Below are 18,082 nucleotides of genomic sequence, written 5' to 3' on the forward strand. Positions count from 1 at the left end.
CGGGGCGGTTCCACCCGCACCTCCCGCCGCGCGGTCTTCCGCCGCCCCACCGTGATCGCTACGTTCCCCCCAGCCTCGTGTCCACACGACCGAGCACCGTGTCCACCACGCATGGGGAGGGACCCACCAGTGAAGTCCGCAGCCCGCGCACCGAGAACCACCCGCCGTACCACCGCCGCACTCGCCGCAGCCGCCCTCACCGCACCCCTGCTGCTCACCGCCGCAGGCCCGGCCACCGCCGACCGTGGCCACGGCCCCGGCCACGGCGACCCGGCGAAGGACGCGCGCAAGCTCAGCCGGGAGCTCGTCCGGGACTCCTCCGCCCGCGGCGCGTACCGCCACCTCGAGCGCTTCCAGCGGATCGCGGACGCCAACTCCGGCCACCGCGCGGCCGGTTCACCCGGTCACGACGCCTCCGCCGCGTACGTGTACAAGCTCCTCCGCAAGGCCGGCTACCGCGTCAGCTACGACACCTTCCGCTTCACCTACACCGAGACCCTCGCCGAGAAGCTGGCCGTCGTCTCGCCCGAGGCCCGTGACGTGGACATCGAGTCCATGACGTACACCAAGTCGACCCCGGAGGGCGGCGTGCAGGCCGCGCTGGCGCACGTGCCGACCGACGAGACCACCGGTTGCGAGGCCGAGGACTACGCGGCGGGCGACTACGACGGGAAGATCGCCCTGATCCAGCGCGGCGCCTGCTCGTTCGCCGAGAAGCAGGCCGCGGCCGCCGACGCGGGCGCGATCGGCGCGATCATCTACAACAACGAGGAGGGCGCGCTCTCCGGCACCATCGGCAGCACCGACGACGCGAGGATCCCGACCGGCGGCATCACCCAGGAGGAGGGCGAGAAACTCGCCGCCGCGGCGGACGCGGGCGAGGTCGTGGTGAATCTCGAGGTCCGCGAGCTGCAGGAGGAGCGCGAGACCCGCAACGTCATCGCGGAGACCCGCGGCGGCAAGTCCGACAACACCGTGATGCTCGGCGCCCACCTCGACTCGGTCACCGAGGGCCCGGGCATCAACGACAACGCCTCCGGGACCGCGGGCCTCCTCGAAGTCGCCCTGGAACTCGCCCAGGAGACCCGCAGCCACCCCCACAAGCAGCCGCGCAACAAGGTCCGCTTCGCCCTCTGGTCCGCCGAGGAGAACGGCCTCGTCGGCTCCGAGAAGTACGTCGAGAAGCTCACCGACGCCCAGCGCGAGAACATCGCCCTGTACCTCAACTTCGACATGATCGCCTCGCCCAACGCCGCCCAGTTCGTCTACGACGGCGACGACTCCGACAACGACGGCGAGGGTCCGGGCCCGGAGGGCTCGGCCCAACTCGAGCGCGACATCACGGAGTTCCTCGATCGCCGCGGCGAGCCGCACGAGGGCACCGACTTCGACGGCCGCTCGGACTACGGCCCGTTCATCGAGGCCGGCATCCCGGCCGGCGGCACCTTCACCGGCGCCGAGGGCATCAAGACCGAGGACCAGGCGGCGAAGTACGGCGGCGAGGCCGGCGTCGCCTACGACGCGTGCTACCACTCGGCCTGCGACGACCTGGACAACATCGACATGAGGTCGTTCGACGTGAACATCGACGTCATCGCGAACGCGGTCGGCACCTACGCCCACGACCAGCGCTCCCTGACCCGCCCCGTCACCAAGGCCGCCACCGAGGGCACCGCGGGCAGCGGCGGCCTGCACTCGGCGCACGACCGGGCCCGCAGCTGACCGACTTCGCGGGGCCTGAACTCCCCTCTGCCACCAGGGAGTTCAGGCCTCGCACCGACCATCGGCGCCCCCGGGCTCAGCGCCGTCGGCGGGTCCCGAAGACCGACCGCGAGATCTCCCGCCCGATCTGCGTACCGAGCGACCGGGCGAGCGACTTGAACATCCCACTGCCCACCACCTGATCCATCACCGAACGGTCCCCGCCGTCACGGCCCTTGGCGCCCCGCGCCGCGGCCTTCGCCTCCGCCGCCGCCTGCTTCTCCTGCTCCGCCGTCGCCGCCTCGGCCCGCGCCCGCTCCTCGCTCTCCGCCTGCCGCTGCCCGAGCTTCTCGAAGGCCGACTCCCGGTCCACAGCCTGTGCATAACGGTCGTAGAGCTGCGACCCGCGTACCGCCGCCTCCAGGGCCGCCGCGTCGACCGGCCCCATCTGCGACTCGGGCGCCCTGAGCCGGGTCGCCGCCACCGGCGTCGGCGCGCCCTTCTCGCTGAGCACGGTCACCACCGCCTCCCCGGTGCCGAGCCCGGTGAGCAGCTCCTCCAGGTCGTACGCCGAGGTCGGGAACGTCTTGACGGTGGCCTTCAGCGCCTTCTGGTCGTCCGGGGTGAACGCCCGCAGCGCATGCTGCACCCGATTGCCCAACTGCCCGAGGACATCGGCCGGTACGTCCTTCGGGGTCTGTGTCACGAAGAAGACCCCGACGCCCTTGGAACGGATCAGCCGCACCGTCTGCGTGATCGCCTCGCGGAACGCCTTCGAGGCACCGCTGAACAGCAGATGCGCCTCGTCGAAGAAGAACACCAGCTTCGGCCGGTCCACATCACCGACCTCCGGCAGCCGGTTGAACAGATCGGCGAGCAGCCACATCAGGAACGTCGAGTACAGCTGCGGCTTGTCCTGCACGGCGGGCAGCTCGAGCACCGACACCTGCCCCCGCCCGTCCGCGGCGGTCCGCAGGAACTCGCTCACATCGAACTCGGGCCCGCCGAAGAACGGCTCCATGCCCTGCGCCTCGAAGGCGGTCAGCGACCTCAGGATGACGCCGGCGGTCGCCGTGGACAGACCGCCGATGTTCTTCAGCTCCGGCTTGCCCTCCTCGGAGGTGAGGAAGGCGACGACCGCCTTCAGGTCCTTGATGTCGTCGAGCTCGAGGCCCTTCTGGTCGGCGTAGTGGAAGATCAGGCCGAGCGACTGCTCCTGCGTCTGATTGAGCTGCAGCACCTTCGCCAGGAGTACGGGCCCGAAGCCGGTGATCGTCGCCCGGACCGGCACACCGGGCCCGATCCCGCCGAGCGCGTAGAACTCGGTGGGAAAGCCCTGCGCCTCCCACTCCTGGCCGACCTCGCGCGCCCGCCCCTCGACCTGCTCGTTCGCCGCTCCGGGCGCGGAGATCCCGGAGACGTCGCCCTTCACGTCGGCCAGGAACACCGGCACCCCCTGACCGGCCAGCTGCTCGGCGATCAGCTGCAGCGTCTTCGTCTTGCCGGTGCCGGTGGCGCCCGCGACCAGGCCGTGCCGATTCAGCATGGCCAGCGGGATCCGCACCTGGGCGTCGGGGAGGCACTGCCCGTCCCAGAGCAGCGCGCCGAGGTCGAGCGCGGGGCCCGTGAAGGCGTATCCGGCGGCGATCTCCAGCGCCTCCTGCGGCAGCGCGGGTGCCGGTGGCGCATCCGGCGCGCCCTCTGTCGCGGCACTCACGTCGTCCGTCGGGGCGCTCACGTCGCCCGTCGGGGCGCTCCGCTCGCTGTCGCTCATCTCAGGCCTCTGCTCCCGCTTGGACAGGTCCGTTCTGTACCTGTTCGGGCATGATTTCCCAGGCTCGCACTCCGTCGTCCTGGCTGCGCCCGGAGGGGCTCGCCCGGTAGGCTTTCCGTGTGATCTTCAAGCGCATCGGAAACGGCCGGCCCTACCCCGACCACGGCCGGGAAAGCACCCGGCAGTGGGCGGACGTCGCGCCGCGCCCGGTCCGCCTCGATCAGCTCGTCACCACCAAGGGCCAGCTCGACCTCGAGACCCTGCTCGCCGAGGACTCCACCTTCTACGGCGACCTCTTCGCCCACGTCGTGAAGTGGCAGGGCGACCTCTATCTGGAGGACGGACTGCACCGCGCCGTGCGCGCCGCACTGCAGCAGCGCCAGGTCCTGCACGCCCGCGTTCTCGAGCTGGGCTGACCCGCGGGCCGCCGCACATCACGCCCGATTCGTCCGGCTCGGCGGCAGCCCCGCGTGACGCCGTTGCCCCTTTTGGGTAGCGCCGCGCACCACCTGTTGATCATTTAGTAGGAATCACTGCCCGGCCGCACTACGCTGCGCCCATGAGCATGCTCACTCCCCCCGGCATGGGCGGCCAGTACCGCATCAAGGGAGACAAGTACCCCCGGATGCGCCGCAGCCGCCGTCGCCGGATCGTGCTCGTCTCCGTCGCCTCGCTCGCGGCGCTCGGCCTGCTCGGCTGGGGCACCGTCCAGCTCGTCGACGTCTTCTCCGGCGACGACGGGTCGAAGACGGTCGCCGCGAAGGCACCGGACTGCAAGCCCGGGAAGCCGAGCGCGTCCGCCACACCCCCGAAGACACCGGATCCGAAGACCCTGCCGGCCCCGGCGAAGATCAAGGTCAACGTCCTCAACGCCACGCCGCGCAGCGGCCTCGCCAAGACCACCGCCGACGAGCTGAAGAAACGTGGCTTCAAGATCGGCGAAGTCGGCAACGCCACCAAGGAGTACGACAAGAAGGTCAAGGGCGCCGGCCTGCTCCTCGGCCCGCCGTCCGCGACCGAGGGTGCGCTTGTGGTGCTCGGCACCCAGCTGTCCGGCGCCGAGACGAAGGCGGTCGCCCGCGACGGCGACGAGGTCGACCTGGTGATCGGCACGGCCTTCAAGAAGCTGTCCCCGAAGGCCGAGGCCGACAAGGCACTGGCCGCCCTGACGAAGCCGGCCCCGGAAGCGACCAAGAACCGCTGCTGAGCCCGGTCCGGCACCCGGCCTGAAGCGACGAGCGACGAGCGACAAGCGATACGGCGGACGGGCCGGGGCTCTGCGCCGCCGGCCCGTCCGCCGCATTCGATCGTCGCCGGAGGCTACTCCGCCGCCCCGTACATCCGGTCGCCCGCGTCACCGAGTCCCGGGACGATGTAGCCGTGCTCATTGAGCCGCTCGTCCACCGACGCGGTCACCACGGTCACCGGCGTGCCCGCCAGCTCGCGCTCCATGACCTCCACGCCCTCCGGCGCGGCGAGCAGCACCACGGCGGTCACGTCGTCGGCGCCGCGCCGGATCAGCTCCTGGATGGCCGCGACCAGCGTGCCGCCGGTGGCCAGCATCGGGTCGAGGACGTACACCTGCCGCCCCGACAGGTCCTCCGGCATGCGCGTCGCGTACGTGGAGGCCTGCAGCGTCTCCTCGTTGCGGATCATGCCGAGAAAGCCGACCTCGGCGGTGGGCAGCAGCCGCACCATGCCGTCCAGCATGCCGAGACCGGCGCGCAGGATCGGCACGACGAGCGGGCGGGGCCGGGCCAGCTTCACACCGGTGGTCGTCGAGACCGGCGTCTCGATGTCGACCTGCTCGGTGCGCACATCCCGGGTCGCCTCGTAGGCGAGCAGCGTGACCAGTTCGTCGGCGAGCCGGCGGAAGGTCGGGGAGTCGGTGCGCTGGTCGCGCAGCGTGGTGAGCTTGTGCGCCACCAGAGGATGGTCGACGACGTGGATTCGCATGGACACCACAGTAACCGGGGCCCTGACCTGCTCGCGCTGGCATCAAACGCGCCGTACGGGGGAAAGTGGTGGGGACGGACCCAGGGTGGTGACCCATGCCGGACCGCGAGGCAGGTCGGGAGACCGACGACGAGCGCCGGCGGCGGCGTGCCCAGTTTCTGCGTGAGCGCCGCGAGGCACAGGAGTTGCGTGACCGGGTCCAGCCGCGCCGCGCCCGGGCGGCACGGATGAGGCAGGCGATGCGGATGCGTACGTTCCGCTGGTAGCGACGCGGGATCGCGGCGCGGCTCGCCGTGGACACAGCGGGCCGAAGAGGCCTCGCGGAGCGACTGTTTCTGCCACGATGCCGATTGGGCGGGACGCTTTTCGCACATCGCCCTTCAACCTCCGCCGGGGGGAACCCCGAACGGCACGCCCTCAGACCAGTGGGAGAGTCACGGTGTACTTCGCCGCACTGCTCGCGCGCACCGAAGACGGGTGGGAAGCGAGCGACACGGAGCTCGACGATGTGGAGACTCTGTCGGACCTGACAGAGCTGGCCCGGGACGCCTCGGGCGACGACGACACGGTGCTTGTGTTCATCGAACAGGAGGACTCCTGGTTCGGCGTCGTCCGGGTGGACGGCGAGGAAGACCCTCGGATCTACGTCTCGCAGGGGCAGGCCGCGGCCCGCAGCAGCTACGGCGAGATCCTGCTCACCGACGAACTGCTCGGCCGCGACCCGGGCGACACCCTGGCCGCCCTCGAGGAGCTCGTCGACCTGGACGGCACCGAGGACGGCGAACCGGACAAGGACAGCCCCGACGGCGCCGACAGCGACGCGTCCGACGCGGTCCCGGCCGGGCCGGTCGGGGACATCGCGATCCTCGCCGACCTGGGCATGGACGAGAAGGAGCTGCTGAGCCTCGAGGCGGATGCGCTCGGGCAGATCGCCGATGCTCTCGGTGCCTCGGAGATCCTGCAGGCCGTCCGCTAGTGAACGACCTTGTGGTGACAGTGAACGACCCTGCACTGAACGGTCCCGCAAGCGACCGGCCGCTGCTCGATCCCGTACGAGAGCGGTGGGCGGAGCCCATGCGGCTCGCGCTCGCCGCGGCGGAGCGGGCCGTCGCCGACGGGGATGTGCCCGTCGGCGCGGTACTGCTCTCCGCGGACGGCGAGCTGCTCGCCACGGGGCACAACGAGCGTGAGGCGACCGGCGATCCGACGGCGCACGCCGAGGTGCTCGCGGTCCGCAGGGCCGCCGCGGAGGTGGGCGACGGCTGGCGCCTGACCGGCTGCACCCTGGTCGTGACGCTCGAACCGTGTGCGATGTGCGCGGGTGCACTCGTGCAGTCCCGGGTGGACCGGGTGGTGTACGGGGCGCGTGACGAGAAGGCGGGGGCCGCGGGCTCCCAGTGGGATCTGCTGCGCGACCGCCGGCTCAATCACCGGCCGGAGGTCGTGGCGGGTGTGCTGGAGGAGGAGTGCGCGGCGGTCCTGAGCCGCTTCTTCCGTACGCGGTGAGGGGCGGCCCCCGGGGCGGTCCGGATACCGATTTCGGGGCACGGGCACCTTTGGGCTAGGATCTCTCTCGGTAGCGTGTCCGAGCGGCCGAAGGAGCTCGCCTCGAAAGCGAGTGTGGCGCAAGTCACCGTGGGTTCAAATCCCACCGCTACCGCCAGCTTGAGAATGACGAGGCCCCGACCGGGTTCAACTCCGGTCGGGGCCTCGTCATTTGGCGTACTGGGGGGGGCGGGCGTCGGGTCGGGTCGTCCGGCCGGCCGGCCGGCCACTGGAGCACCTCGTACGTACGGGGAGGCCGAGGGAGGCGGCGTACGGGGGGATCAGCCGCCTCCCCCGATGAGGACCGGGCCCGATCGAGCTGCGCCGCCGTCAGGGGGGAAGCTGACGGCGCGGCTCCGGTGTCCAGGGCCCCGGTCCCGCGCCCTGCGGACTCCTGCCAGGATCCGCGGGCTGCACCATCCATCCTGCTCCCCGGCGGGTCCGTACGGAGCAGGCAAAGGGCCTCGGTGGACGGGTCGTTGGTCCCGGGCCGGCAGGGGCGCCGGTCCCTGCGACGGGACGCATCGGCGGGGCCCTGGCGGTGCGGACGGCCCGGGATAGACTCACCCGACTGCACGCGGGGACAGGTCACAGGAGGCCAGGGGTGGGGCAAGCGAAGAAGATAGCGCTGTACATGGTCATCGTCTTCGTCCTGTACACGATCATCACCTCCCCCGAGCGCGCCGCCGATCTGGTCCAGGTGGGCTTCGAGGGGATATCCAGCGCCGCGCAGGGCATCGGCGACTTCATGACCGAACTCGTCAAGTAGCCACCGGGGCGCGGCAGTCGAGCGCGCCTTCGCACGCCTCCCACTCGAACGTGGGGGGCTTTTTTGGTTTGTGACCCAACTTGCACCTCAACACGGAGTTATTGGGTGCTTGCACACAGTGCACATGTCTTGTGATGCTATGACCGCTTTTGACGGATGAGTGGAACGGTTCTTTCGAAACGGGGTGGCGTTGAACGTGCCGGCCAGTACCGCACCTCAAGTGCCCTCCCAGGAGGCTGCGTCTGCCGGGGCGGACGAGGCCGCGGAGACCGAGCAGACCCCGTCCCGGGCGGCCGCACGGGCCCTCACTCCCGCCAAGAAGCGCGGTGCGGACACCCGGGCACTGACCCAGGTGCTCTTCGCCGAGCTCAAGGGACTCGAGCCGGGCACTCCCCAGCACGACCGGGTGCGCGCCGCACTGATCGAGGCCAATCTGCCCCTGGTGCGCTACGCGGCGGCGCGTTTCCGCAGCCGTAACGAGCCGATGGAGGACGTCGTCCAGGTCGGCACCATCGGACTGATCAACGCGATCGACCGCTTCGACCCGGAACGCGGAGTGCAGTTCCCCACCTTCGCGATGCCCACCGTCGTCGGCGAGATCAAGCGCTACTTCCGGGACAACGTGCGCACCGTGCACGTACCGCGCCGCCTGCACGAGCTGTGGGTCCAGGTGACCAGCGCGACCGAGGACCTCACCACCGCCTTCGGCCGCTCGCCCACCACCGCCGAGATCGCCGAGCGGCTGCGTATCGCCGAGGACGAGGTGCTCGCCTGCATCGAGGCCGGACGCTCGTACCACGCCACGTCGCTGGAGGCCGCACAGGAGGGCGACGGACTGCCCGGACTGCTCGACCGGCTCGGCTACGAGGATCCCGCGCTCGACGGTGTGGAGCACCGCGACCTCGTCCGGCACCTCCTCGTACAGCTGCCCGAGCGCGAACAGCGGATTCTTCTGCTGCGCTACTACAGCAATCTGACCCAGTCTCAGATCAGCGCCGAGCTGGGTGTCTCGCAGATGCATGTGTCGAGGCTGCTCGCCAGGAGCTTCGCACGTCTGCGATCCGCAAATCGGATCGAGGCGTAACCGGTACGGGTACCGGTCCGCCCGAACCGAACTTGCCGACAGAAAAGCCGCAGACCGCCCTTTTCCTGCGCACATTTGTCGACTTGGCGCTACAGCGCGTTGCCGACATGTGACATTCTGCGGGAACCGCGTTTGCCGCAGCCCTTCAGCCGGTATTCAGGTGGAGGCTGCACTCCTCAAGACGGGAGCGGCCACCGCGACCGTCCGCGACCTCAAGGGGGTGGCATGTCCGCAGAACAGGGCAGCTCGAAGGTGCTCACGCTCACCAAGAGCACACCGGAATCCGGGCTCGACAGCATCGTCGGAAGCCACGTCGAATCGACAGCCATCGACACCCGCACCTTGTCCCGCTCCTTGTTCCTGCGGCTCACCGCACTCGACGAGGACAGCCCCGAACGCGCTTACGTACGGGACACGTTGATCGAACTGAACCTCCCGCTCGTGCGCTACGCGGCAGCCCGCTTCCGCAGTCGGAACGAGCCGATGGAGGACATCGTCCAGGTCGGCACGATCGGCCTGATCAAGGCGATCGACCGCTTCGACTGCGAACGGGGCGTGGAATTCCCGACGTTCGCGATGCCGACCGTGGTCGGTGAGATCAAGCGCTTCTTCCGCGACACCAGTTGGTCGGTGCGCGTCCCCCGCCGGCTGCAGGAGCTGCGCCTCGCGCTGACCAAGGCGAGCGACGACCTTGCGCAGAAGTTGGACCGCTCCCCGACCGTGCCCGAACTCGCGGCGGTACTCGGGGTGTCCGAGGAGGAGGTCGTCGACGGCCTCGCGGTGGGCAATGCGTACACCGCGTCCTCGCTGGACTCCCCGTCGCCCGAGGACGACGGCGGCGAGGGCTCGCTCGCGGACCGTCTCGGGTACGAGGACTCGGCGCTCGAGGGCGTGGAGTACCGCGAGTCTCTGAAGCCGCTGCTCGCCAAACTCCCGCCGCGGGAACGCCAGATCATCATGCTCCGCTTCTTCGCGAACATGACGCAGTCGCAGATCGGCGAGGAGGTCGGCATCTCCCAGATGCACGTCTCGCGCCTGCTGACCCGCACGCTCGCGCAGCTGAGGGAAGGCCTCATCGCGGACTGAGCCCGCGACCCCCTGAACCCGTCACGCGGACTTCAGATTTGACGGTTCGTCAGACACACTGGCGCGATGGACCGAGCTTGGATACGCGGCCGCCGCGGTGCCGTCATGGGCGCCTCGGCGGCCGTGGTGTGCCTGGGAAGCCTGCTCGCGGCCTGCGGCGCGGGAGCGTCCGCCGACGGCCATGTACCGCTCGGCGCGGCCGGAGCCGATTCGGGGGCCTCGGGGGCGCCGCAGAAGCCCGTACCGCCGAGCGGCGAGGTGACGCTGGTGCCGCTCGACGGCGCGGGCGAAGGCGACGGGAAGGGCCGCGGCGAAGGTGGGTCCGGTGCGGGGCGCGGGAGCGAGTCCGGCGGCGCGGCCGGGACGGACCGGAAGGCCGGGGCCGGCGAGGAGGCGAAAGGTACGGCGGGCGCTGAGGGCGCCGAGGGCGCCGGCGGCGCGAAGGGCGGCCCGGGCGGAGGGTCCGGATCACCCGATCCGGCGAGCGGCGAGAGCGCCGGTACCGGTGGCGCGAGCGGCGGCGGATCGGGAGGCGGTACGGGATCCGGGGGCGCCACCGGCGGGGGCGGGACGCCGGAGCCCGGCGGAGGCGGGACGGCCGGCCCCGCAGTCCTGAAGGTGGGCGAGCCCGTGCTCGCGGCAGCGGACAAGCGCTGGTGCGACCGGGTCACCGTGAAGTTCCACAACTCCGGTGGGACGGCGGTGCGTTCGGGCACCGTGACCTTCGGTACGCATGTGATCGGCGGTCTGGGCGTGGACTGGGCGACGATCGAGTCGACCGAGAAGCTGCCCGCGCCGATCGCTCCGGGCGCGACCGAGAAGAAGACCTGGACGGTGTGCGTGGCCGAGTGGCGGGTGCCGCTCGGCATGCACGTCGAGACCCGGGACGTGGCGGTGAAGTGGAAGTAGCGGGCCCGTGACGGCGGGCCCCGCCGTGGCTCAGCCCAGGGCCAGCCAGGCCACCGCGGCGACGACGGCCACCGCGACCACGACGCCGACGATCAGACCGATCCGGGGACCGGCGGGGGCGGCCGCCTGACGCTGTCCCTGCGGAGCGCCCTCGTCGACGAAGGCGCGGAACATCTGGGTGCTGCCCGCGGGGTCGTGCTGGCCGTCGGGACCCTGGGGGGCGGTGGGGTTGTGTGCCATGGGCGGGACCCTAGCGAATTCGGGTACGGGGCCCAACCCCCGGGCGGCCGCGGCACGGGACCGCCACGGCGCGAACACATCGCCACGCAGCCGCATCGCCACGCAGCGAGCACATCGTTCACCTGGCCATTTTGCTGTCTCATTGCAAATTTGCTCACCCATTGCCAATCCTTTATCGCTCTCGCCCCCTTTCAATTTGCCTGCAGCAACCAAGCAGATCTATCGTTGCCCTAAGCAACAAAACATCGGGGGTGCCCATGGCATCGCGGGAGCAGTTCGAAGAACTCGCCCGGCAACTGAGCGCCATCGGCGCCGTCAAACGAGAACTCGGGCGCATCCTGCCCGCCAACTGCCCACCGGGCTCGGCCGCCGTACTCACGCTGCTCGACCGGAACGGCGAGATGCGGATGGGCCGGCTCGCCGAACTCCTGGCGGTGGACATGTCGGTGACGAGCCGTCATGTGGCCCATGTGGTCGGCCACGGCTGGGTCGAGCGGTGCCCGGACCCGGACGACCGGCGTTCGCGGATCCTGCGGCTCACTCCCGCCGGATCCGAGCTGCTCGAAGACCTGGCGAGCCGCTACATGGACTCGCTCACCCACCACCTCCAGGACTGGTCCGACGACGACGTCGGCCACCTGGTGACCCTGCTGGCCCGGCTGCGCGACGCCTTCGGCGACTGCAGACCCGCCCGCTGCACCACCACCCGTACACCCGCATAAGCAAAGGAAGTACATGGCAACGACCACACCAGCCGGTGTGCGGGCCAGCCACGCCAAGCACGGGGGAGCCCCCACCGAAGGCCCGGCGATGTCGCACCGGCAGATCATGGAGGCGCTGTCCGGGCTGCTGCTCGGCATGTTCGTCGCGATCCTGTCGTCGACGATCGTCTCCAACGCACTCCCCCGCATCGTGTCCGACCTGGGCGGCGGCCAGTCCGCCTACACCTGGGTCGTCACGGCGACGCTGCTCTCGATGACGGCCACCACCCCGCTCTGGGGCAAGCTGGCCGACCTGTTCAGCAAGAAGCTGCTCGTCCAGATAGCCCTGACCATCTTCGTATTCGGCTCCGTCGTGGCCGGCCTCTCGCAGAGCGCCGGAATGCTGATCGCCTGCCGGGTCGTGCAGGGCATCGGCGTCGGCGGCCTCGCCGCACTGGCGCAGATCATCATGGCCGCGATGATCTCCCCGCGCGAACGCGGCCGCTACAGCGGCTACCTCGGCGCCACCTTCGCCGTCGCGACCGTCGGCGGCCCGCTGCTCGGCGGTGTCATCACCGACACCTCGTGGCTCGGCTGGCGCTGGTGCTTCTACGTGGGTGTGCCGTTCGCGGTCATCGCCCTGATCGTGCTGCAGAAGACCCTGAAGCTCCCGGTCGTCAAGCGGGAGGGCGTGAAGGTCGACTGGGCCGGCGCCTTCTTCATCTCGGCCGCCGTCTGCCTGCTGCTGCTCTGGGTGACCTTCGCCGGTGACAAGTACGACTGGATGTCCTGGCAGACCACCGTCATGGTCGCCGGCTCCGTGCTGCTCGGCCTGGTCTTCGTGTTCACCGAGTCGAAGGCCACGGAGCCGATCATTCCGCTGCGGCTGTTCCGCAACCGGACGATCACGCTCTCGGCGCTCGCCTCGCTCTTTGTGGGTGTCGCGATGTTCGCCGGCACCGTGTTCTTCAGCCAGTACTTCCAGCTGGCCAGGGGCGAGTCGCCGACCATGTCGGGCGTCATGACCATCCCGATGATCGGCGGACTCTTCGTCTCGTCGACCGTCTCCGGCCTCGTCATCACCAAGACCGGCCGCTGGAAGGCCTGGCTGGTGGCCGGCGGCGCGCTGGTCACCGGCGGTCTGGGACTGCTGTCCACGATCCGCTACGACACCGAGTACTGGCACGTCGCGATCTTCATGGTCCTGATGGGCCTCGGCATCGGCATGATGATGCAGAACCTGGTCCTGTGCACACAGAACCAGGTGGACCCGGCCGACCTCGGCGCGGCCAGCTCCATCGTCACCTTCTTCCGGTCGCTCGGCGGTGCCATGGGCGTCTCGGCGCTCGGCGCACTGCTCGGCAACCGCGTCACCGAGTATGTGAAGGACGGCCTCGCCGAACTCGGCCCGAAGGCCGCGGGCATGGGCCACGGCGGTACCGGCGGCGGCGCGATCCCGAACATCTCCGAGCTGCCCCAGCCGTTCCGCGGTGTGATGGAGGGCGCGTACGGGCACGGTGTCGCCGACATCTTCCTGTTCGCCGCGCCGGCCGCCTTCGTGGCCTTCCTGCTGACCCTGTTCATCAAGGAGGTCCCGCTCAAGACCAAGGCCATCGACGCGAACGAGGCCGAGAGCGAGACGCCGGCCGAGGCGCCCCTCGCCACGGTCGCCGCCGGAGCGCCTGAGGCCACCGCCCCCGCCGACGCGGGTGCCCTGCTCACCAAGGACACCGCGACCGCGCAGCTCGCCGCGGTGGACCCCGCGCCGACCGCGCCCGGCATCCCGGTCCGCGGCGTCGTCCGCGGCGCGGAGGGCGTGCCCGTGGTCCGCGCGACCGTCACGCTGATCTCGCTCGCGGGACGTCAGCTCGGTCGCGGCGTCGCCCAGGCGGACGGCGGCTACGCGCTCGACGCACCCGGCGCCGGCTCCTACGTCCTGATCGCCTCGGCGGACGGCTTCCAGCCACAGGCCTCGACGGTCGTCGTGGGGGAGAGCCCGGTCTCGTACGACATCCAGCTCAGCGGGACCAGCGGGCTGACCGGTGTGGTGCGGGGCGCCGAGACCGCACTGCCGGTCGGCGGGGCCATGGTCGTGGTCACCGATGTGCGCGGTGACGTGCTGGCCACCGGACTCAGCGACGAGCAGGGCGAGTTCGCCTTCGGCGAGCTGGTGCCCGGGCCGGTGACCGTCGCGGTCAACGCCGAGGGCCACCGCCCGATGGCGCTCCCGGTGGAGGTCGGCCACCAGGGCCTGACCCGGATCGAGGTCGCACTGCTCGCCGGGGCGCAGGTCACCGGCACGGTCCGCGCCGAGGGGCAGCCGCTCGCGGCGGCCCGGGTGACCCTGGTCGACGGCGCCGGCAATGTGGTCGCCACCTCGACCACCGGATCCGACGGGGCGTACGCCTTCGGTGATCTGGACAGTGGTGAGTACACGGTCATCGCGACCGGGTATCCGCCGGTGGCCACGGGGCTGACCGTCTCGGGCCGCGGCACCGAGGGCCACGACATCGAACTCGCCCACCCGGACGAGTAGTCGGCACGGGGCCGCCGCGTGACAACGGCGCGGCGGCTCCTCGGGGGTGTCCGACACCCCCCAGAAAACCCGGGGCAGGGCGCGCATCCCGAGCGGAGGTGCGCGACCGGTCCGGCCGGGAAAGGGGCCCGGCGGGCAGGGGACGGCCCGCCGGGCCCGTCTCTTTCCCCGCGGGCGGCGGGCAGTCACCGCCGGCCGGGGGCAGTTCCCACCCGACGGTGGGGCGAGCGAAGTGTGAGGAGAGCAAGCCATGGGACTGAGTGCCCGGGTACGCACCCGCGACGGGTGGGCCGTGCAGCACGCGGTGGTCACCCTGACCGACATGCGGGGCAATCAGGTGCTGCGCGCCGAGGCCGACGCGGAGGGCGCGGTCAGTGACGCCTCGGTGCTGGAGCCGGGGCCGTACACCGTGATCGTGACGGCGCTCGGCTATGCGCCGTCCGCCGCCACGGCCCTGGTCACGGCGAGCGGGCGGGCCGACGTGGGCTCGGTGGTGCTGACCCGGCAGGGCGGCGCCGCGCTCCCGCCGCCCGGCGTCTGGACGCTCGACCCCGCGCATTCCTCGGTGGGCGCGGTCGCCCGGCACCTGGGGATCTCCAGTGTGCACGGCCGGTTCACCGAGTTCTCGGGGCGCATCGAGATCGGTGAGGACCCGGCTCGCTCGCGGGTGGACGCCGTCATCGCGGCACCCTCCATCGACACCGGCAACGGCATGCGGGACAAGCACCTGGTCTCCCCCGACTTCCTCGACGTCGAACGCTTCTCGGAGATCAGCTACCGCAGTACGGGCCTCGACCCGGCGGGCCCCGACCGCTGGACGGTGCACGGCGAGCTGTCCCTGCACGGTGTCGTACGGCCCGTCGACCTCGATCTGTCGTACCTCGGCACCGGACCGGACCCGTGGGGCGGACTGCGCGCGGCCTTCCACGCCACGGCGGAGCTGCACCGCGAGGACTTCGCGATGAACTACAACCAGGTCGTGCAGGCGGGCATCTCCGCCATCGGCACGACGCTGAAGGTGGAGCTGGACATCCAGGCGGTGCAGGGGGAGTCGCTGCCGGAGGCCTGATCCGGGCGGGACGGGCGGCCCGGTCCGGGCGGGACGGGGTGGTTCGGCGGTACCGGCGCGGGGAGCGTCGTAGGGTCGCGGCATGGCTGCCAATATCGCGAGCAACACCCGTGTGGATCTTGCCGAGTTGCTGGACTTCGTCCGGCCGCGGCACCGGGCCGTCCTGCTGACCAGGCGCACGGACGGCGGGCCGCAGGCCTCTCCGCTCACCCTCGGCGTCGACGACTCGGGGCGCCTGGTCATGTCGACGTATCCGGAGCGCGCCAAGACGCGCAACGCCAAGCGGGACGAGCAGGTCAGTGTCCTGGTGCTCAGTGGGGGCACCTCCCGGACGGAGTCTGGGGGAGAGTGGAACGGGCCCTGGGTGCAGGTCGACGGTACGGCCGAGGTGCTCGATGTCCCCGACTCCGTCGAGCCGCTCGTCGAGTACTTCCGGAACATCTCGGGGGAGCATCCGGACTGGGACGAATACCGGGCGGCGATGGTGAAGCAGGGCAAGTCGCTGATCCGGGTGACGCCCGAGCGGTGGGGGCCGATCGCCACGGGCGGGTTTCCGGCGCGGCTGGCCTGAGGGTTCGGGCGGGGGCGGCGGTTCGGGCCGGGGGGCGGCTGCTGTGGGTCGGGCGGGGCGGCTGCTGCGGTTCAGCCGCGGGCCGTGGTCGCCTCGATGCCCGCGATCAGTATGTCGAGGGCGACCTCGAAGTCCCGCTCCCGCAGCTCCTCGACGGTGCCCTCGCCGCGGGCCGCGAGGATCTCGTCCGCGCTCTCCAGGTAGCCCGCCATCTCCGGTGACTGGCGGATCGAGCCGATCGCCTCGGTGTAGTACTCGTCCTGCGTCATGCCGGCCGTGGCGCAGCGCTGCTTGAAGTGGCCCTCGATCGTGCCGAATCCGTACACGAACTGGAAGGTCGCCCCGATCGCACCCATCCGGCGCTCCGGCGGCAGTCCGGTGTCTCGGATCACCCGCTGCACGGCCAGGGAGAACGCCTTGGAACGCGGGCCCACATTGAGGTAGTTGCCGATCAGGGTGGTCACCCAGGGGTGGCGGACGAGGACGGCGCGGTAGCCGTGGGCGAGGGCGCGCAGGCGGGCCCACCAGTCGGGGGACGCTTCGATGGGCTCCCCCTCCGTGTTCGGCGGGAGCTCGGCGAAGACCTCGTCGAGGGCCAGTTCGAGCAGGTCGTCCTTGGTGTCGACGTACCAGTACACGGACATCGCCGTGACGCCGAGGCGGCCGGCCAGCTTGCGCATGGAGAAGCTGGCGAGGCCGTCCGTGTCGAGCAGGGCGACGGTCTCGGTGACGATGCGGTGCAGGTCGAGGCCGGTGGGCTGGTCGGGCCTGCGGGCGCCGCCGGGTGTGGGGGCGGGTGCCCTTCCTTCGGGTGCCCTTCCTTCGGGTGCCTTGCCGCGGGGTGCATCGCCGCGGGGTGCATCGCCGGCGGGTGGTCTGCCGTCCAGCCAGACACTGGTCCGTAGCGGACGCTTGCTGCGGTCGGCCGCCCTCGTCATGGCACACCTTCCTGAGTCGTTTCCTTGATGCTATGCCCGACTCGTCCGGTCGAATCCCCCGCCTCCCCGCGCGCTGCTCGCCGAAGGCAGGGGTCTGGGTACGCGTTCCCGCGGTAGCGTTCCCGGCGCGAACCTGACAAGAGAATCGGCGAGACCGAGCGGACAGGGGACGGGGCATGGCACTGCGGCGCGGAACGTGGCAACTGCTGCTGGTCGGTGGATTGTTGAGCGGTTTGGCGGTGGCGCCGGCAGCCGCGGACGAGGGGTCGTCCGCCGGGGCGGCGAGGGGCGGCGGGCATCATGCGCCGCTGCGGGTCGCCTCGTACAACATGCATGCGGGGGCCGGTGCGGACGAGGTCTTCGATCTCGACCGGCAGGTGGCCGAGCTGCGTGCCCTCGATGCGGACGTCATCGGCCTGCAGGAGGTCGATGTGCACTGGGACCAGCGCAGTGAGTGGCGCGATCTCGCCGGCGAACTCGCCGAAGCCCTCGACATGCACGTGTACTTCGCGCCGATCTACAGCCTGGATCCACCGGCCGCGGGCGAGCCCCGACGCGAGTACGGGGTCGCGGTGCTGTCCCGGCACCGGATCGTCGCCGCGACGAACCACGAGATCACCCGCCTCTCCACCCAGGACCCCGATCCGGTCCCCGCGCCTGCGCCCGGATTCGGCGAGGTGGTGCTCAGGGTGCGTGGGGTGCCGGTGCACATCTATGTCACCCATCTCGACTACCGGCCCGATCCCTCGGTACGGATCGCCCAGGTCGCCGACACGCGGCGGATCATGGCCGAGGACTGTTCCGCGCGGGGGCGGTGTCCGGCGCAGGTGTTGCTCGGCGACTTCAACGCGGAGCCCGATGCGGGGGAGTTCGGGCCGCTGTGGAAGGACCTGCGGGATGTGGATCCCGGGGGCCCGACGTATCCGGCTCTGGAGCCGGTCAAGCGGATCGACTACGTCGCGGTGAACGGGCCCGTACGGGGCGGCGCGGCCGCAGTGGTGGGGGACGGGGCCTCCGACCACCTCGGGGTGATCGCCGACCTGCGGCTGCGCCGTCGCTGAGGCGTGTCTTCCGGGTCCGTCGGGCATCCTCAGCTCGTCGGGCATTGCCTGCCCGTCCGGCATCCTCAGCTCGTCGGGCAATGCCTGCCCGTCGGGCATCCTCAGCCCGTCCGGGATCCTCAGCCCGTTGGGCATCTCCAGC

The 18,082-nt window shown here is 71.0% G+C and carries 19 protein-coding genes and 1 tRNA gene; 16 read left to right on the top strand and 4 right to left on the bottom strand.

The window, feature by feature from the left end; all coding sequences use genetic code 11:
- Positions 1–129: 129 nt before the first annotated feature.
- Entirely contained in the window at positions 130–1,722 is a 1,593-nt protein-coding gene (locus tag DY218_RS07370; protein ID WP_233521420.1) for a M28 family metallopeptidase, read from the top strand.
- Between the two features lie 76 nt (positions 1,723–1,798).
- Here the strand turns inward: DY218_RS07370 and DY218_RS07375 are convergent, their stop codons facing one another.
- Positions 1,799–3,475: a helicase HerA-like domain-containing protein gene (locus DY218_RS07375; RefSeq protein ID WP_128555098.1), complete on the bottom strand. Its 1,677-nt coding sequence runs from the start codon at positions 3,473–3,475 to the stop codon at positions 1,799–1,801.
- 119 nt (positions 3,476–3,594) lie between these two features.
- Between DY218_RS07375 and DY218_RS07380 the strand changes: the two genes are divergently transcribed.
- Complete coding sequence (locus DY218_RS07380; RefSeq protein ID WP_003955420.1) at positions 3,595–3,891, top strand: type II toxin-antitoxin system VapB family antitoxin; 297 nt, start codon at positions 3,595–3,597, stop codon at positions 3,889–3,891.
- Positions 3,892–4,034: 143 nt separating this feature from the next.
- Positions 4,035–4,682 carry a LytR C-terminal domain-containing protein gene (locus DY218_RS07385; RefSeq protein WP_128555099.1) on the top strand — a complete coding sequence of 216 codons (648 nt, stop codon included), beginning with the start codon at positions 4,035–4,037 and terminating at the stop codon, positions 4,680–4,682.
- A gap of 113 nt (positions 4,683–4,795) precedes the next feature.
- Here DY218_RS07385 and upp read toward each other — a convergent pair whose 3' ends face one another.
- Positions 4,796–5,431: a uracil phosphoribosyltransferase gene (upp, locus tag DY218_RS07390; protein ID WP_128555100.1), complete on the bottom strand. Its 636-nt coding sequence runs from the start codon at positions 5,429–5,431 to the stop codon at positions 4,796–4,798.
- 95 nt (positions 5,432–5,526) lie between these two features.
- Between upp and DY218_RS34450 the strand changes: the two genes are divergently transcribed.
- From DY218_RS34450 to DY218_RS07420, 8 genes are all read left to right on the top strand, one after another.
- Positions 5,527–5,697 (top strand): hypothetical protein, encoded by a 171-nt coding sequence (locus tag DY218_RS34450; protein ID WP_199566648.1) that lies wholly within the window; start codon positions 5,527–5,529, stop codon positions 5,695–5,697.
- A 173-nt stretch (positions 5,698–5,870) separates the two neighbouring features.
- Positions 5,871–6,407: a tRNA adenosine deaminase-associated protein gene (locus DY218_RS07395; protein ID WP_128555101.1), complete on the top strand. Its 537-nt coding sequence runs from the start codon at positions 5,871–5,873 to the stop codon at positions 6,405–6,407.
- A gap of 98 nt (positions 6,408–6,505) precedes the next feature.
- The gene (gene tadA, locus DY218_RS07400; protein WP_128555120.1) at positions 6,506–6,937 is read left to right on the top strand and encodes a tRNA adenosine(34) deaminase TadA; all 432 of its coding nucleotides are present in this window, start codon (positions 6,506–6,508) and stop codon (positions 6,935–6,937) included.
- A 69-nt stretch (positions 6,938–7,006) separates the two neighbouring features.
- A tRNA-Ser gene (locus tag DY218_RS07405) sits at positions 7,007–7,094 on the top strand.
- 486 nt (positions 7,095–7,580) lie between these two features.
- The gene (locus DY218_RS34455; protein WP_199566649.1) at positions 7,581–7,745 is read left to right on the top strand and encodes a hypothetical protein; all 165 of its coding nucleotides are present in this window, start codon (positions 7,581–7,583) and stop codon (positions 7,743–7,745) included.
- A gap of 220 nt (positions 7,746–7,965) precedes the next feature.
- The gene (locus DY218_RS07410) at positions 7,966–8,829 is read left to right on the top strand and encodes an RNA polymerase sigma factor SigF (RefSeq protein WP_407703576.1); all 864 of its coding nucleotides are present in this window, start codon (positions 7,966–7,968) and stop codon (positions 8,827–8,829) included.
- A 225-nt stretch (positions 8,830–9,054) separates the two neighbouring features.
- Complete coding sequence (locus DY218_RS07415) at positions 9,055–9,915, top strand: RNA polymerase sigma factor SigF (protein WP_128555103.1); 861 nt, start codon at positions 9,055–9,057, stop codon at positions 9,913–9,915.
- A 66-nt stretch (positions 9,916–9,981) separates the two neighbouring features.
- Positions 9,982–10,824 carry a hypothetical protein gene (locus tag DY218_RS07420; protein ID WP_128555104.1) on the top strand — a complete coding sequence of 281 codons (843 nt, stop codon included), beginning with the start codon at positions 9,982–9,984 and terminating at the stop codon, positions 10,822–10,824.
- Between the two features lie 30 nt (positions 10,825–10,854).
- On the opposite strand, the gene DY218_RS07425 is transcribed toward DY218_RS07420, so the two are convergent.
- The gene (locus DY218_RS07425) at positions 10,855–11,064 is read right to left on the bottom strand and encodes a hypothetical protein (protein WP_128555105.1); all 210 of its coding nucleotides are present in this window, start codon (positions 11,062–11,064) and stop codon (positions 10,855–10,857) included.
- A gap of 257 nt (positions 11,065–11,321) precedes the next feature.
- Here DY218_RS07425 and DY218_RS07430 point away from each other — a divergent pair, with 257 nt between their 5' ends.
- The 4 genes from DY218_RS07430 (at position 11,322) to DY218_RS07445 (ending at position 15,941) form a co-directional block, all read left to right on the top strand.
- Positions 11,322–11,786, top strand: coding sequence for a MarR family winged helix-turn-helix transcriptional regulator (locus DY218_RS07430; RefSeq protein ID WP_128555106.1), 465 nt, complete (start codon positions 11,322–11,324; stop codon positions 11,784–11,786).
- Positions 11,787–11,799: 13 nt separating this feature from the next.
- Entirely contained in the window at positions 11,800–14,301 is a 2,502-nt protein-coding gene (locus tag DY218_RS07435; RefSeq protein ID WP_128555107.1) for an MFS transporter, read from the top strand.
- A gap of 250 nt (positions 14,302–14,551) precedes the next feature.
- Positions 14,552–15,370 (top strand): YceI family protein, encoded by an 819-nt coding sequence (locus DY218_RS07440; protein ID WP_128555108.1) that lies wholly within the window; start codon positions 14,552–14,554, stop codon positions 15,368–15,370.
- Positions 15,371–15,452: 82 nt separating this feature from the next.
- Positions 15,453–15,941, top strand: a complete 489-nt coding sequence (locus DY218_RS07445; protein ID WP_128555109.1) for a PPOX class F420-dependent oxidoreductase — start codon at positions 15,453–15,455, stop codon at positions 15,939–15,941.
- Between the two features lie 71 nt (positions 15,942–16,012).
- Here the strand turns inward: DY218_RS07445 and DY218_RS07450 are convergent, their stop codons facing one another.
- The gene (locus tag DY218_RS07450; protein ID WP_128555110.1) at positions 16,013–16,879 is read right to left on the bottom strand and encodes a TetR/AcrR family transcriptional regulator; all 867 of its coding nucleotides are present in this window, start codon (positions 16,877–16,879) and stop codon (positions 16,013–16,015) included.
- Between the two features lie 176 nt (positions 16,880–17,055).
- Here DY218_RS07450 and DY218_RS07455 point away from each other — a divergent pair, with 176 nt between their 5' ends.
- Positions 17,056–17,940, top strand: a complete 885-nt coding sequence (locus DY218_RS07455; RefSeq protein ID WP_128555111.1) for an endonuclease/exonuclease/phosphatase family protein — start codon at positions 17,056–17,058, stop codon at positions 17,938–17,940.
- Positions 17,941–18,082: the final 142 nt, after the last annotated feature.

The sequence above is a fragment of the Streptomyces triticagri genome (genome assembly GCF_003429565.1).
Lineage (GTDB): Bacteria > Actinomycetota > Actinomycetes > Streptomycetales > Streptomycetaceae > Streptomyces > Streptomyces triticagri.

Excerpts from the sequence above, each read along its gene's own strand:
- DY218_RS07375 (WP_128555098.1), bottom strand. The coding sequence starts at position 3,475 with ATGAGCGACAGCGAGCGGAGCGCCCCGACGGGCGACGTGAGCGCCCCG.
- DY218_RS07385 (WP_128555099.1), top strand. The coding sequence starts at position 4,035 with ATGAGCATGCTCACTCCCCCCGGCATGGGCGGCCAGTACCGCATCAAG.
- upp (WP_128555100.1), bottom strand. The coding sequence starts at position 5,431 with ATGCGAATCCACGTCGTCGACCATCCTCTGGTGGCGCACAAGCTCACC.
- DY218_RS34450 (WP_199566648.1), top strand. The coding sequence starts at position 5,527 with ATGCCGGACCGCGAGGCAGGTCGGGAGACCGACGACGAGCGCCGGCGG.
- tadA (WP_128555120.1), top strand. The coding sequence starts at position 6,506 with ATGCGGCTCGCGCTCGCCGCGGCGGAGCGGGCCGTCGCCGACGGGGAT.
- DY218_RS07415 (WP_128555103.1), top strand. The coding sequence starts at position 9,055 with ATGTCCGCAGAACAGGGCAGCTCGAAGGTGCTCACGCTCACCAAGAGC.
- DY218_RS07420 (WP_128555104.1), top strand. The coding sequence starts at position 9,982 with ATGGACCGAGCTTGGATACGCGGCCGCCGCGGTGCCGTCATGGGCGCC.
- DY218_RS07425 (WP_128555105.1), bottom strand. The coding sequence starts at position 11,064 with ATGGCACACAACCCCACCGCCCCCCAGGGTCCCGACGGCCAGCACGAC.
- DY218_RS07430 (WP_128555106.1), top strand. The coding sequence starts at position 11,322 with ATGGCATCGCGGGAGCAGTTCGAAGAACTCGCCCGGCAACTGAGCGCC.
- DY218_RS07435 (WP_128555107.1), top strand. The coding sequence starts at position 11,800 with ATGGCAACGACCACACCAGCCGGTGTGCGGGCCAGCCACGCCAAGCAC.
- DY218_RS07440 (WP_128555108.1), top strand. The coding sequence starts at position 14,552 with ATGGGACTGAGTGCCCGGGTACGCACCCGCGACGGGTGGGCCGTGCAG.
- DY218_RS07445 (WP_128555109.1), top strand. The coding sequence starts at position 15,453 with ATGGCTGCCAATATCGCGAGCAACACCCGTGTGGATCTTGCCGAGTTG.
- DY218_RS07450 (WP_128555110.1), bottom strand. The coding sequence starts at position 16,879 with ATGACGAGGGCGGCCGACCGCAGCAAGCGTCCGCTACGGACCAGTGTC.
- DY218_RS07455 (WP_128555111.1), top strand. The coding sequence starts at position 17,056 with ATGGCACTGCGGCGCGGAACGTGGCAACTGCTGCTGGTCGGTGGATTG.